The organism is Paenibacillus sp. J22FR5 (assembly GCF_059691975.1).
In genome coordinates, this window is the sequence record NZ_JCAUAN010000012.1 from 137,247 (window position 1) to 150,446 (window position 13,200).

A 13,200-nucleotide genomic window follows, 5' to 3' on the forward strand; every position below is an offset into this window, starting at 1 on the left:
CCTGTAATTCGTCATAAATAATGAAATTCCTCTTTTCTGCATGAAAAATAGGCTAAGAATATGCTGAATTGTTCGGAAAATAGACAAAAAAAAGCCCCTTTCTCATGGAGAAGGGGGGAATGCCTGCCTATTCGCTGTTTTGCTGGATATTAATTGGATATTTTGGCTAAAAGAAGCTGATATTGAGAGGAAATGCCCCAAATTTGAAAGAAAATATGGAAGAGTGGGTACAACTGATAAATGATTAGCGCTACCAGACCTGCCCACAGGTAGGTGGCTGTGACGGTGACCCCTGCCAATAGTCCTGTGAAAAGTAAGAGGGTGATGGCAAGTCCGACAATCGGCATCGCATAGCGAAAGAAAGAGATAAGCGTCGACGTGATGCCTAGCTTGGCTGCGATGGCGAATTGTACATACATAAACAAGAGCTGCAAGAGAAAGCCGTAGACCAGTAAGCTAAGTATCCAAGGCATAAGTTCGAGGAGAACCTGTTCATAAGAGGAGTTGTGCCCTAGAATGTATTTGGCCTTTGGGAAAATCCAGATCAGTGGAAGCAGGGTAAACGCGATCCGGATGATATAAACAAGTAGGAAGGGAAGCATAAGCTGCTTCATCCCGCGAAAAAAGCGATAACCAGCGTTCTGGTGCGAGTGCGTAAGTGAGTAGAAGACGCCGCCATTCAAGAGAGGGGTTAGCAGCATACGAGCACAGAGGAGTGCAGCGAACCACCAGAGATATGAATAGCTGAGATCTGTTTTGATTAATTGAAACTGGCCTTCAGCTAGGAAGACCTGCAAAGCTTGCTTGGGTTGATCAGCGCCAGGGAAACGATGCATGAGGGGGACGAGTATTCCCTGCACAAGCTTATACAGGAGAATACCCCAGCCCATCTGATACAGGAATAAAATAATCGTGGCAAAAGGTTGCGCCATAGCTGCCCTGAAACCGGATTTGATATAGGTGGCCAACGAGGTCCCTCCTTAAAGTTTTCTTTAGAAAACTGGCTTCGTAAGCATACGCTCAGAGTTTGTCATAAGACGTAAGCCAAGTCCTTACCAGGCGACTGAGCCGAATATAGCTTGCAGGAGCTGAATCATGCCGAGATTCCACCGAATTTGCCATTTTGTGTTTAATTGCGTTTGATAAAAGTTGTTGATGTGCTTATTTTCGAGGATGAGCGTGTATTTCGGATCGATTCGCACCCAATCAACTGGAGACGCATTCGTTAATTTGAACTCGATGCTGCCTTCCTTGCCATCCCACGTTTTATCCAGCGTTGTGCCGTCTGCAAAGTGGAACAGAATTGGCACTTCGGGTGAGTTGCCGCCATGCTTAACGATGCGCACAGTGCTTTCGTAAGTCTGAGCACCCTTACTGCCTTGAGGCTTGACCTGTATACTCTCAACAGAATAATCCATCATCATATTGCCATACACATACTGATTAAAGAAATCATCCCACTTCGTTTTGCTGACATCCTCCACAACCTGTTGGAAATCCTTCGTAGACGGATGCTTGAATTGCCACCGCCCGAAATACGTCTTCATGATACGGTCCATCACCTTGGTACCTACTTGTTGCTCAATGGCTTTCAACACAAGCTTGCCACGCGTGTACACATTTTCTGCATATTGATCATGTCCTGTGTAGTCCCATGCATCTTTCTGAAGTCCATTTGGTGATGTGATATAACTAGATTCAACAGGTAAATTTGGTGCGTCACCGTATTCGGCTTCCATGACTTTATCCTCCGCATAGGAGGTGAAGCCTTCATCGAGCCATGCTTCCTCGAATTCATTGCTGGCAACGAGTCCGTAGAAGAATTGGTGGCCAATTTCATGGACGACTACTCGTTCTAGTTCTAGGTCCGGATCTTTGTCGCTTGCTCCCCAAGCGGTGACTAAGGTCGGATATTCCATGCCGCCGGCCCCATTCCCGCCAGGTGGTGGTACTACGATAGAAAGTGTAGAGTACGGATACGTTCCGTACCATTGGCTGTAGCGCGATAGCGCTTTTTTGGCGGCATACATGTAGCGATCTTTCAAATCCTGATGATTGGGATCGAGGTACAGTTTGATTTTGACCCCAGGAATTTGTGGTGTAGAGAAGGGCTCTTCCACATAAACGAAATGAGGTGACGCCGACCAAGCGAAATCATGGACATCCTCGGCATAAAATTGGTACGTCTTCGTACCATTTTCCGTCACAGCAGGCTTCACAGGAAAGCCTGTGGCCGCCACAATATAATTTGCAGGCACTTGAATTTTTACATCATACATCCCGAAATCAGCATAGAACTCGGAGTTTCCATGATATTGATGAAGATCCCAACCAGGCTCAGTCCGCCCTCTTGTGCCCTTGCGTTCATAAGCGGCTACCTTTGGAAACCATTGCCCTGCCATAACGAAGTCATCCACATACCCCATTCTGGCAAAAGCTGCAGGCAGCTTAACAAGAAATTCGGTACTAATGGTCACGCGTTCTCCAGATCCCACGGGCTTAGGCAGTGGAATTTTGAGCAACGTATGGTCGTCCTTGTTTCCGTCATCCGGCTGCACGAACGACATCCGTTTAGTGAGATCGTCGCCACTATCCGATTTCACGGATAACAGCTCCATACTGCCGCTGCTATCAGCTTTCGCTTCATCCTCTCGCAGCTTCCCGCCGGATTCGCGCATAAACGTCGTTTTCTTTGAAGCGAAGGCGTTCGGATACAGGTGAAGATAAATTTCTTGCACAGGAACAGATCCTGGATTTTCCCACGTGAGCGTTTGTTGCCCTAGGAGCTGCTGCGTTTCTGGTGTGTAGGCAACGTTCATGTGATATTCGGCAATGCGATAGCTAAGTGGTGTTGAGGTTTCTAACGGCGGTTTGCCGTTATCTGCAGGCTGCATGTCCGGTGTTTGAGCAGAAGGTACCTCTTTAGAAACGACAGGAATAGTCCCCCTTGGTGCGGAGGGGAGCAAGGTGTTCGTAAGTAACACTGCGCCGGCAGCAAGGAGCATGACAGCAAACCATTGTACCTTGCGGCTATTGAATAGAGCATTCATATCCATGAGATTCACCCCGCCTAAACAAGCATCTACAGCATGTATATGTAGACAACCTAGGGAATATTTCTGCAAGGGGAAAGAAATGTGAGAAAACCTCTATCGAAGCAATTCAAGGATGAGCGACCGCTACCCTACTCCACAAAGTGACGCTAACCTTCGAAGTAAAGTCCAATTACTTTGCGGGGACCCCGGAAGGGTAAGTGTTATCGCCAAGTAGAAAGACGTTTTCGGGAACCGAAAACTTATACTTTCTAATGTGGAGAGAAATAGGCATGGAAGCCTGCCGCCCCTTGTTCTACTGGAAGACTTTCGCTACAATGAAAGCAAGTCGTCATTTTAACCTAATGTAGAGTGGAAGGTGCCCTTATGGAAGCGGATAAGAAGAAGCTGGCCTTAAATATAGTAAGCTCGAAAGTGAATCACAAAGGCTTCGGTGCAGGAGCTATTGATCTTAGTAACGTCTCGGGGATCATTATTGACGGGGATGAAGCGTATCTGGATGAAGGAACACTGCATGCCAAGAGTAAGATCGAGAAAGGGATCAAATTCTCCACGAACAAAGAGGATGTCCCGAATGGCCGTAAAGCGTGGATTGTGTGGGTGGCGGTTGATCGAACAGAAGAGGGCGCCTACTATGCAGGGATGTCTGCATGCGAAATGTTAATCGATACCGAAGCACGCCGTGGATGGAAGATTCTTGCTGAGCACGTGAACAAAATGGATGGTGCGATGAAGCGCAAATTTATCCTAGATGGGTTGTCTGACAGTGAACGAGCAGCCCTTCGAAACTGTTTGATTGCGCACAACGAAGACTGGTGGAATCGCTCAGATCAAAGCCTCAAGGACGCACTCTCCTAAGCTTTCTTGTGCAAATATGGAGAATATGAACATTATGTGTCATCCATTGTTACATAATGTCGAAGCGGGTATACTAGACCCTAGTGTATGTTACCTCATATACTAGGACAGCAAAAAGGCAGGACTAAGACGCGCTTAGTACTGCCTTTTTGTGTTTTCTTGTAACGGTAAATTAGTCGTTCCACCAGCGTTTAAGGTCGTTCCACCAGGAGCCGTTATCTCCTTTGGAGCCGGCTTTTTGACCGTTGCTCGCATCTGGATTAGCTGGCTTGCCTGTACAATACGTGGTAGGCTCCGTGCCAGAGAGGAAAGCCTCCATCTTGGCGTTCGGGCAGTCCTCATTGGACAATTTGCCGCTCACAGGATCAATGTAAACGGTCGATACCCCCTCTGGGATCGGGAACAACTTCGGCGGAATCGCATCCAAGGTCTGTTCCGTGAAATCCGCGAAGATCGGGGAGGCCAAATGCGACTCGACCGTTGTAATATCGCGGCTCTTGTCATAGCCAACCCAGACTGCGGTGGATAGCTCCGGTGTGAAGCCAACGAGCCAAGCGTCCGTATCGGTCGTGCCTGTTTTGCCAGCAATCGGCCGTTTGATGGTACTGGCGACACGGTTACCTGTTCCGCCTTCCTCGAACACGCTCTCCATTAAATTGGTCATCACATAGGCGACCGCCGGTGGAATCACTTGCTCCTCCGTCGGTTTTGCTTCATATAAAATACTGCCATTCGCATCTTCAATTCGTAAAATGGCGGTAGGTTCTCGATGGACGCCTTGATCTGCAATGGAGGCAAAGGCCGAAGCCATCTCCAGCGGACTCACAGGAAAGGAACCCAGTGCTAGGGAAGGCAGCGGCTTCATCGGTGAAGCTACGCCCAGCTTACGAGCGAAGTCGATGACCTTCTGCGGCCCCACTTCGAGTATCGTGTGCACCGCGTAGATGTTATCCGATTTCGAAATCGCCTGGCGCATATCAATATTCGCATTCGTATACAGGTCATTAAAATTTCTTGGTGTATATTGCTGCCGCCCATCATCGTACGTGAATACGGTTGGTTCACTTTTGACCATCGTGACTGGGGTAAAGCCATTCTGCAAAGCGACCATATAGACGAAAGGTTTAAAAGAGGACCCGGGCTGTCTCGTATTCGAAAGCGCACGGTTAAATTGATTCTCCGTGTAGTCACGTCCGCCGACCATCGCCTTGATCTCGCCTGTACGAGGGTCAATCGCCACCAGCGCAGCCTGCAGATCAGGCTTGCCTTCGAGCTGCTTCGTAATGACATTTTCCGCAATTTGCTGTGCATTCTTATCCAACGTGGTGAAAATGCGAATACCGCCTTCGTCGAACTGCTCTTCCGAAATGCCGAGCTTTTCCGTCGCAAGGTTACGTACATAATCGCGGAAATAAGGAGCTGCGGAAGGCTTCTTTTTCGTTAACGGCTGAATCGTCAGCTTCTCCTTGGCCGCGGCGTCAGCGGCGCTTTGAGTAATGAAGCCGCTGTTTACCATCGTCTGGAGAACGACCTTTTGCCGATCCATCGCATTTTGCAGATCATAATAAGGAGAATAGTAACGAGGTCCTTTCGGTACCCCGGCAATCATGGCGCTTTCTGCTAAGGTTAACTCACTGGCATGCTTGCCGAAGAAAAGCTCTGACGCCGTTTCAATGCCATAGGTGGAGTGCCCATAATAAATTTGATTTAAATAATCGGCGAGAATATCATCTTTACTCAGCTGCATTTCCATTTGAACGGCATATACCGTTTCTTTGATTTTGCGTGTCCAGGTGCGATCATGATTTAAGTATAAATTCCGAGCTAACTGCTGAGTGATCGTGCCTGCTCCCTGTACCTTCGCCATTGCTTGGACATTCACAATGGCCGCGCGCGCGACCGCTTTGACATCGACACCGAAATGATCGTAGAAATGCTGGTCCTCCACAGCAAGTGTTGCATGTATTAAGTAAGGCGAAATTTCGTTCAAGGGAACGACCTGCCGATTCTGACCAGAATAGAAGGTGTCGATTACCTCGCCATGTACATCGTACATTTGGGAGGTTTGCATCGTTTTGGTAACGGGGAGTGTTTGGGAACGCAAATAAACCAGAAAGACGGCTGTCCCAATGAGCAGCAGCAGGCTGAGGGTGACGAAGAAAGAAAATGTCTTCTTAATTCGTCTCATCCACCGCATTGAAGCTGGAACCTCACCTTTCCGTCTAGATGACTGTGTTTCTGATGTTTGTTGGCGGGGCTTCTCATTTGTACTCTCATTCTCAGACATGCACCATACCTCCCTTCTCCGTGCCCAAAGGCGCTACTATCCAGTATGGAAAAGCATAGCAGTCCGTATTCAATGAATTGTAAATATTTTTTGTTAAATGGGCAAAAAACTGAGGAAAATATTGCATTTTGGGGGTAATCAACTATAATACAATTTGTGCAAATATAGAATGTATATGTTCCACTCGATAAATCGGCTATATGTCTAGATAAACACTCTGATAAGTCCTTGAAGGACAGTGTAGTCGTTTATTGTGGTATGAAGGGGCTGGAAATTACAACCCGAACTCGTATGACTTTTTGGGCTGGTGGAACACTGTTAGAGATAACGAATGTCAGGAATTATTCATCCAAATAGAGAAGCGAAAGAAGGGTTACACATGGAATTATGGTACACAGAGAAACAAACCGATAGCTTCGGCATCACAGCGAAAGTCACTGAAACTTACGTTAGAGAGCAAACGGATTTCCAAGATCTATCCATGATCGAAACCGAAGAGTGGGGCACCATGCTTACACTAGACGGCATGGTTATGACAACGGTGAAAGACGAGTTCGTTTATCATGAAATGGTTGCTCACCCAGCGCTCGTTACTCACCCGAACCCAGAATACGTGCTTGTTGTAGGCGGCGGCGATGGCGGCGTGATTCGTGAAATCATGAAACACCCGAAAGTGAAGAAGGCTGTTCTTGTTGATATCGACGGCAAAGTCATCGAGTACTCCAAGAAGTACCTGCCTACCATTGCTGGCGAATTGGACAACCCGCGCGTTGAAGTTATCGTTAACGATGGCTACATGCACATTCATGATCACAAAAATACGTATGATGTCATCATGGTCGATTCCACAGAGCCGGTAGGCCCAGCGGTGGAACTGTTCTCTAAAGGCTTCTACCAAGGCATCTTCGATGCGTTGAAAGAAGACGGGATCTTCGTTGCCCAAACCGATAACCCATGGTTCAAAGCGGATTTGATCCAAACGGTAAATCGCGACGTGAAAGAAATCTTCCCGATCGTTCGTGTATACAGCGCAAACATTCCGACATACCCAAGTGGTCTTTGGACGTTCACAATGGGCAGCAAAAAGCACGATCCACTACAAGTGGAAGAATCAGCAATTCCTGAATTCCCTACGAAATACTACACACCTCGCTTGCACAAAGCAGCGTTCGTGTTGCCTAGGTTCGTAGAAGATTTGATTAAATAAAAGGATCGCTATCGCAGATCCGCATAGAAGAGGAGGCCGATCCGTCGGCTTCCTCTTTTGCGTCTGAGACTTCCTCTCCCCCGGGAGGGAACGAGGATGCGCTATTCGAGCTATTTTTGCCATTTTCGGACCTGAGGCGAACGTCAGTGCGCTATTTCAGCGAATTTGCTCAGATTTAGCCACTTTATAGAGATAATAGGGTATCCACGTTCCCCTTGATCCCGCATTCAGCAGCTTTTGAGCCTAATAGCGCACTGACGTTCCTCTTGATACTACGGCGCAACCCCAACCCAACTAAGCGCTCTTAGCGACTACTTTTCAAAAACAGATTTCAATCACTGCCATACTGTTGTCAGTAGCACTCGCTATACTGTAAACATAAGGACAGGAAATGAACAGCACCAAGCGCAAGCGAGCCTGTACCACCCCTTAGGAGGTTATCGATATGTTTACTACCATTGATAGTTTGATTAAAGAATTTCAAGCGGAATCCGCTACGACACAACAACTGCTGAACACGTTAACGGATGAGTCCCTAAAGCAAGATCAAGCTGACGGCTACCGTCCACTTGGTTATATTGCTTGGCATCTCGTTCACAACGATCGTGGCATGCTGTACGGAACGGGTCTGAAATTCGAAGCGCCATCAGCTGGAAGTCAGCCCCCTACACAAGCCGCAGCAATTGCGGAGGCGTATCGGACGACTACGCAGAACATTCTTAACGCGATTAACACGCAACTGACGGATGGGAAGCTGCAAGATGTGGTTACCATGTTCGGTATGCCGTGGACCATCAGCACGACACTATATAGTTACCTGAAGCACGAAATTCATCATCGTGGTCAATTGACAATCCTGATGCGGCAAGCAGGTCTGCCTGTTATCGGGGCATACGGTCCTGCCAAAGAGCAATGGGCAGCACTAGGGATGCCAATCCCCGCATTATAAAACTTTAGAAGCCTCCAAGTCCGTTTTGTAACGGATAAGGAGGCTTCTTCGTATCCTTTTGCCAACACGGAAATGGGCTCCGAGCGTTGCTAGCACCCAAGTGCATTGAATTTACGTATCCTTTAATATAAACTATTAGCTAACATGCCTTAACTTGACATAAGGTGCCAAGAACTGATGACGTAGAAGAGGGGAAAATCGAATCATGACGGACAAGCAGCGGGTGCGGATTCGAATCGAGAGTCGAAGCGGGAGTGAAACCACAGTGCAGAAGGCGCGGGGAGATCTCTATCGCAAAGGCGATCAAACCTACATCCGCTATGAAGAAGAACCGAACGAGCTAGGGCGGACTGTCACGATCATTAAGCTCGAAGAGAACCAGATCCGTATTATTCGCCAAGGGGATGTGCAAGCGGAGCAAACCTTCGTGCCTGGGGAGAAGCGGACAGGTTTTTATCACACACCACAGCTTCGTATGGAACTAGAAATTGAGACGCACAAGCTGACCTCGGAGGCCATCCATGGAATCGGAATTACGAGGTGGAGCTATGATCTATATGCATCAGGCACGCATGCGGGAGCCTATCGAATCAAGTTGTTAATTCAGGAGGAGTAAGACGAATGGATGTACTAAACGAAGTTAAAGCGAAAGTGAAGCAAGCGATTAAAGAGGCTGTTCTAGCGGCAGGTATTGTCCCTGAGGCGCAGCTGCCAGAAATTATTCTAGAAGTGCCGAAAGAGAAGACGCACGGAGACTTCGCGACGAATGTAGCGATGCAGCTGACGCGTATTGCGAAGGTGAATCCTAGACAGATCGCGGAGCAAGTCATTGCGAATCTCGATAAGGCAGCGGCTAATATTTCCCAAGCGGAAATTGCGGGACCAGGCTTTATTAATTTTAAAATGGATAATGTCTACCTCTACCCGGTCATTGCGGATGTAGCGAAGCTTGGTGACCGATATGGGGAATCGAACGTAGGCCAAGGGCTTAAAGTACAAGTTGAGTTCGTTAGTGCGAACCCGACCGGTTCTTTACACCTCGGACATGCGCGTGGCGCAGCAGTAGGCGATGTTCTCTGTAACGTTTTGGATCTTGCGGGCTATGACGTATCGCGTGAGTACTATATCAATGATGCGGGTAATCAAGTGATCAACTTGGCCAAATCCATCGAAGCTCGTTATTTGCAAGCACTTGGAAAAGAGGCAGAAATGCCAGAGGATGGCTATTTTGGCGAAGATATCAAAGGCTTTGCAACGGAGCTGGCAGCTGCTGAAGGCGATCGTCTACTTAGCTTGTCGGATGAAGAGCGTCGTGCTTATTTCCGCACCTACGGACTCGAGAAAGAGCTCGATAAAATCAAACGTGACTTAGGCCGCTTCGGTGTTCATTTTGATCACTGGTTCTCCGAAACGTCGATCTATGAAGATAACCTCATCCCGCCTGTGCTTCAAGAGCTGCGGGATAACGGTCATATCTATGAAGAAGAGGGCGCAACTTGGTTGAATACGACGCCGCTTGGGGATGACAAGAACCGTGTATTGATCAAAAATGATGGCTCTTTTACCTACTTAACGCCGGATATCGCTTACCACCGCAATAAATTCGGACGCGGCTACGACCGCTTAATTAATATTTGGGGCGCCGACCACCATGGCTACATCCCTCGGATGAAAGCGGCTATGACGGCCCTTGGCTTTGAAGCAGACCGACTTGTCGTGCTGATTGCCCAAATGGTGAGCTTATTTCAGAATGGCGAAAAGGTCAAAATGTCCAAACGTACCGGCAAAGCCGTTACGATGGAAGACCTGATGGACGAAGTCGGCGTAGATCCGATTCGTTATTTCTTCGCGATGCGGAGTATGGACTCGCATTTGGATTTTGATATGGACTTGGCGGTTTCCCAGTCCAATGAGAATCCCGTGTTTTATGTGCAATATGCTCATGCACGGATTTGCAGCATCTTCCGCCAGGCGGAAGAGCAGAATATCGCGGTGCTCCCACTGGAACAGGTGGACCTGTCCCAGCTCACTTCAGAAGCTGAGTTCGACTTGCTGCGCAAGATCGGCGAGCTTCCGGAAGAGATCGCCATTGCGGCTGAGCAGTACGCGCCGCACCGCTTGATCCGCTATGTCTACGAACTGGCGAGCCAGTTCCATAGCTACTATAGAGGGCACTACGTCATCACCGATGACGCAGCTTTAACCCAAGCGCGACTCGCCTTGCTCGGCGCGCTCCGTACGACCCTAGCCAACACGCTCCGCGTGGTTGGCGTGTCCGCCCCTGAGCGGATGTAACACCCGCTCAGCACGAAGAAGCTCCCCTTGACCATTGGTCAAAAGGGGAGCTTCTTCATTTCAAGGCGCAGGGCTCCTCCTGCGCTTGGGCTGTCTGGCGCCACGGGATCGATCCCTCGGCGCCATCTATTCCTGCCCCGCGGCGCGAATCGCTCGCTGGGCATTCAATTGCCCTGGCTGCCAGCGAGCGTTCGTGCGCTTGTTCAAAGAGAGCGAGCAGCGGCGCAGCGCGCTCTTGATTTGCTGCGGCGACATGGACCGCAGCGAAAGCATTAAAGCAATAACGCCGCTTACATGCGCGGTGGCCATCGAAGTGCCGCTGAGTTCGTTATACTTGCCGCCAATCCAAGCGGAATACACACGCTCACCTGGTGCATAAATGTCAATCTGGGCCCCGCGATTGCTGAAGGGAGCTATCTTACCTGTCCGTGTTGTCGCCCCAACGGAGACAACTTGGGAAAACCGGGCAGGGTAATCGATTGTTTTCTTTCTACCGTCATTTCCAGAGGAGGCTACGATAACCTTTCCTCTGTAGTAGGCATTAAGAACCGCTTGCTCCAACGTAGGATTGTACGTCTTCATGCCGAAGCTCATATTAATAATATCGAGGTCGTTTTGGACGCACCAATCGATACCGGCAATGATGTCGGAGACGTAGGCGCTTCCATTTTGGTCAAAAGCTTTAACAGGATGAATAATCGCCCGAGGCGCTACACCAACAATGCCGGACTGACGGCCAGTCGCCGCGATCGTGCCGGCGATGTGTGTGCCATGTCCATTATCGTCGTGGGGCATCAATCCGCGGTTTAATAAGTTAATGCCGCGAGAAATAGAGCTCCGCAAATCAGGATGATTGAAATCGATGCCGGTATCAATGACGCCGATGTGAATATTTTGACCGACGGATTTGTTCCAGATTTCAGGTGCACCGATTTGATCAACCCCCCAAGGAATCGTGCGCGTACGTGAACTGGATAAGATGCTGGCACGCTTCGGTACGGTTTTTCTGCCTTTACCTTTATTTATAGTTAATTTCGTATCAAGCTCGATACGTGTCGTGCTGGAAAAGCTTTTCAATTTGGTATCTGGACACAGCGTGCAGGAGAAGGCATGAATAATGTCTAAAGCCTGAACCTTGGAAAGATTGGAGAGTTCAGACATCATTCGCAAGAGCTCTGATTTGCAAGCGAAGTAGTCCGTCTCTGAGGCGAAATGGATGAGATGCTTTCTAGCTGGTTGTTTAGTGAGACCTAGATCTTCATGAAGCAGATGAAGAAAGGTGGCTGTATCCATCGTGCCATCCCCCCGTTACAACATATGATCATATCTCCCCTATCCTATGTACAGGTCATCTCACTTGACCGTGTCATCGCCTTTATAGAAATAAATGGGTGCAAAGCCGTGTCAGATGCGTAGGTTTAACATAGGATACATAGAGAGGCGCGGGCAGGAGTGTCTCTTTCTCAGGTAGCGGAAACGACTGCTGTTCATCAGCGGGCGGTTCCTTTGGGTACAGTCGCAGGCGAAGGGGGACCTTCGCCTGTATTCCATTTCATGGGTTATTTTCGGTTATATGTATGGATAAACGTACCCGTCCAAGAGGGATGGAGCAGCCGTTTATTTCAAAATATAGATTTTATTAGTTTCACAATAAACAGGCTATATTTCTTGATAAACGCACTCGTCCCTATGAGGACGATGGAGCCGTTTAATTGGGGGTAGTTGCAATTTTAGAAAAAATAGGTTTTACTTAATGAAGATATTGGTTATGGTAGATAACGTAGTCAAGAAATGATCGAAAAGGATGTGCCTTAGATGAGCAGCGAATACACACTCAAAATCACCACAGAGCAAGCACGCGAAATGCCCATGGTGGATTTGGCGTTCGAATTGCTGAAGTCGGCGAATACGCCGTTTTATTACCGTGAACTTATGGCTGAAATTGCTAAAATAAAAGGGCTTTCCGAAGACAATGTCATGCAAGTGATTGCCCAACTATATACGGAAATCAACATCGATGGACGTTTTGCTTGCGTAGGAACGAACCTATGGGGCTTGAAACGTTGGTACCCTGTTGAGAAATCCGACGATGCGGTTGGAAATGCGAAGCGTCCTAGAATCATTAACGACGAAGATGATGATCTAGACGAAGACGTCTACGCGGAAGAAGAAGATACATACGCAGAAGAAGACGAGTATGATGCATTTGGTACCGAAACCGAAGAGGAAGAAGAAGCGGAAGAGGATACTGAATTCTTCGAAGACGAAGAAATCGAAGAGGATCTCGGCGAAGCGGGTATCGAAGAGAGTGATGACACTGATGAGGACGAAGAAGATGATTTGGATGCGGACTCCGATGAGGACGAAGAAGATGATTTGGAAGACGATGACGACGACAAATAACTTGTCTTGACAGTCACTATGCGTTCAGAGTAAACTATTGCATGGGCTTTAAAAGAATCTTAACAATTCGCGCATGCGTTCAAAAAGTGCCCCGTCACTACGGGTGTCACTTTTTTTGTTTTTTTAGCGGTTTTTTTGCATTTTGTTC

The 13,200-nt window shown here is 48.2% G+C and carries 10 protein-coding genes; 6 read left to right on the forward strand and 4 right to left on the reverse strand.

Features of this window, described 5'->3' with window-relative positions:
* Nucleotides 1-149: 149 nt before the first annotated feature.
* Complete coding sequence (locus AC58P7_RS17395; protein ID WP_497344981.1) at nt 150-968, reverse strand: hypothetical protein; 819 nt, start codon at nt 966-968, stop codon at nt 150-152.
* An 84-nt stretch (nt 969-1,052) separates the two neighbouring features.
* Nucleotides 1,053-3,050 (reverse strand): M1 family metallopeptidase, encoded by a 1,998-nt coding sequence (locus AC58P7_RS17400; protein ID WP_497345021.1) that lies wholly within the window; start codon nt 3,048-3,050, stop codon nt 1,053-1,055.
* Between the two features lie 369 nt (nt 3,051-3,419).
* Here AC58P7_RS17400 and AC58P7_RS17405 point away from each other — a divergent pair, with 369 nt between their 5' ends.
* Nucleotides 3,420-3,911 carry a YwhD family protein gene (locus tag AC58P7_RS17405; protein WP_497344983.1) on the forward strand — a complete coding sequence of 164 codons (492 nt, stop codon included), beginning with the start codon at nt 3,420-3,422 and terminating at the stop codon, nt 3,909-3,911.
* A gap of 172 nt (nt 3,912-4,083) precedes the next feature.
* Here AC58P7_RS17405 and AC58P7_RS17410 read toward each other — a convergent pair whose 3' ends face one another.
* The gene (locus AC58P7_RS17410; protein WP_497344985.1) at nt 4,084-6,198 is read right to left on the reverse strand and encodes a transglycosylase domain-containing protein; all 2,115 of its coding nucleotides are present in this window, start codon (nt 6,196-6,198) and stop codon (nt 4,084-4,086) included.
* Nucleotides 6,199-6,577: 379 nt separating this feature from the next.
* Between AC58P7_RS17410 and speE the strand changes: the two genes are divergently transcribed.
* The 4 genes from speE (at nt 6,578) to argS (ending at nt 10,649) form a co-directional block, all read left to right on the forward strand.
* Nucleotides 6,578-7,405 carry a polyamine aminopropyltransferase gene (gene speE / locus AC58P7_RS17415; protein ID WP_497268188.1) on the forward strand — a complete coding sequence of 276 codons (828 nt, stop codon included), beginning with the start codon at nt 6,578-6,580 and terminating at the stop codon, nt 7,403-7,405.
* 445 nt (nt 7,406-7,850) lie between these two features.
* Nucleotides 7,851-8,354 carry a DinB family protein gene (locus tag AC58P7_RS17420; RefSeq protein ID WP_497344987.1) on the forward strand — a complete coding sequence of 168 codons (504 nt, stop codon included), beginning with the start codon at nt 7,851-7,853 and terminating at the stop codon, nt 8,352-8,354.
* Between the two features lie 205 nt (nt 8,355-8,559).
* A complete protein-coding gene (locus AC58P7_RS17425; protein WP_497344989.1) occupies nt 8,560-8,970 on the forward strand; it encodes a YwiB family protein in 411 nt (136 codons plus the stop codon).
* A 5-nt stretch (nt 8,971-8,975) separates the two neighbouring features.
* On the forward strand, nt 8,976-10,649 hold the full coding sequence (gene argS / locus AC58P7_RS17430) for an arginine--tRNA ligase (protein WP_497344991.1): 1,674 nt from the start codon (nt 8,976-8,978) through the stop codon (nt 10,647-10,649).
* Nucleotides 10,650-10,775: 126 nt separating this feature from the next.
* On the opposite strand, the gene AC58P7_RS17435 is transcribed toward argS, so the two are convergent.
* Nucleotides 10,776-11,942, reverse strand: coding sequence for a S8 family peptidase (locus AC58P7_RS17435; RefSeq protein WP_497344993.1), 1,167 nt, complete (start codon nt 11,940-11,942; stop codon nt 10,776-10,778).
* A gap of 522 nt (nt 11,943-12,464) precedes the next feature.
* Between AC58P7_RS17435 and rpoE the strand changes: the two genes are divergently transcribed.
* On the forward strand, nt 12,465-13,052 hold the full coding sequence (rpoE, locus tag AC58P7_RS17440) for a DNA-directed RNA polymerase subunit delta (protein ID WP_497344995.1): 588 nt from the start codon (nt 12,465-12,467) through the stop codon (nt 13,050-13,052).
* The last annotated feature ends 148 nt before the right edge of the window (nt 13,053-13,200 follow it).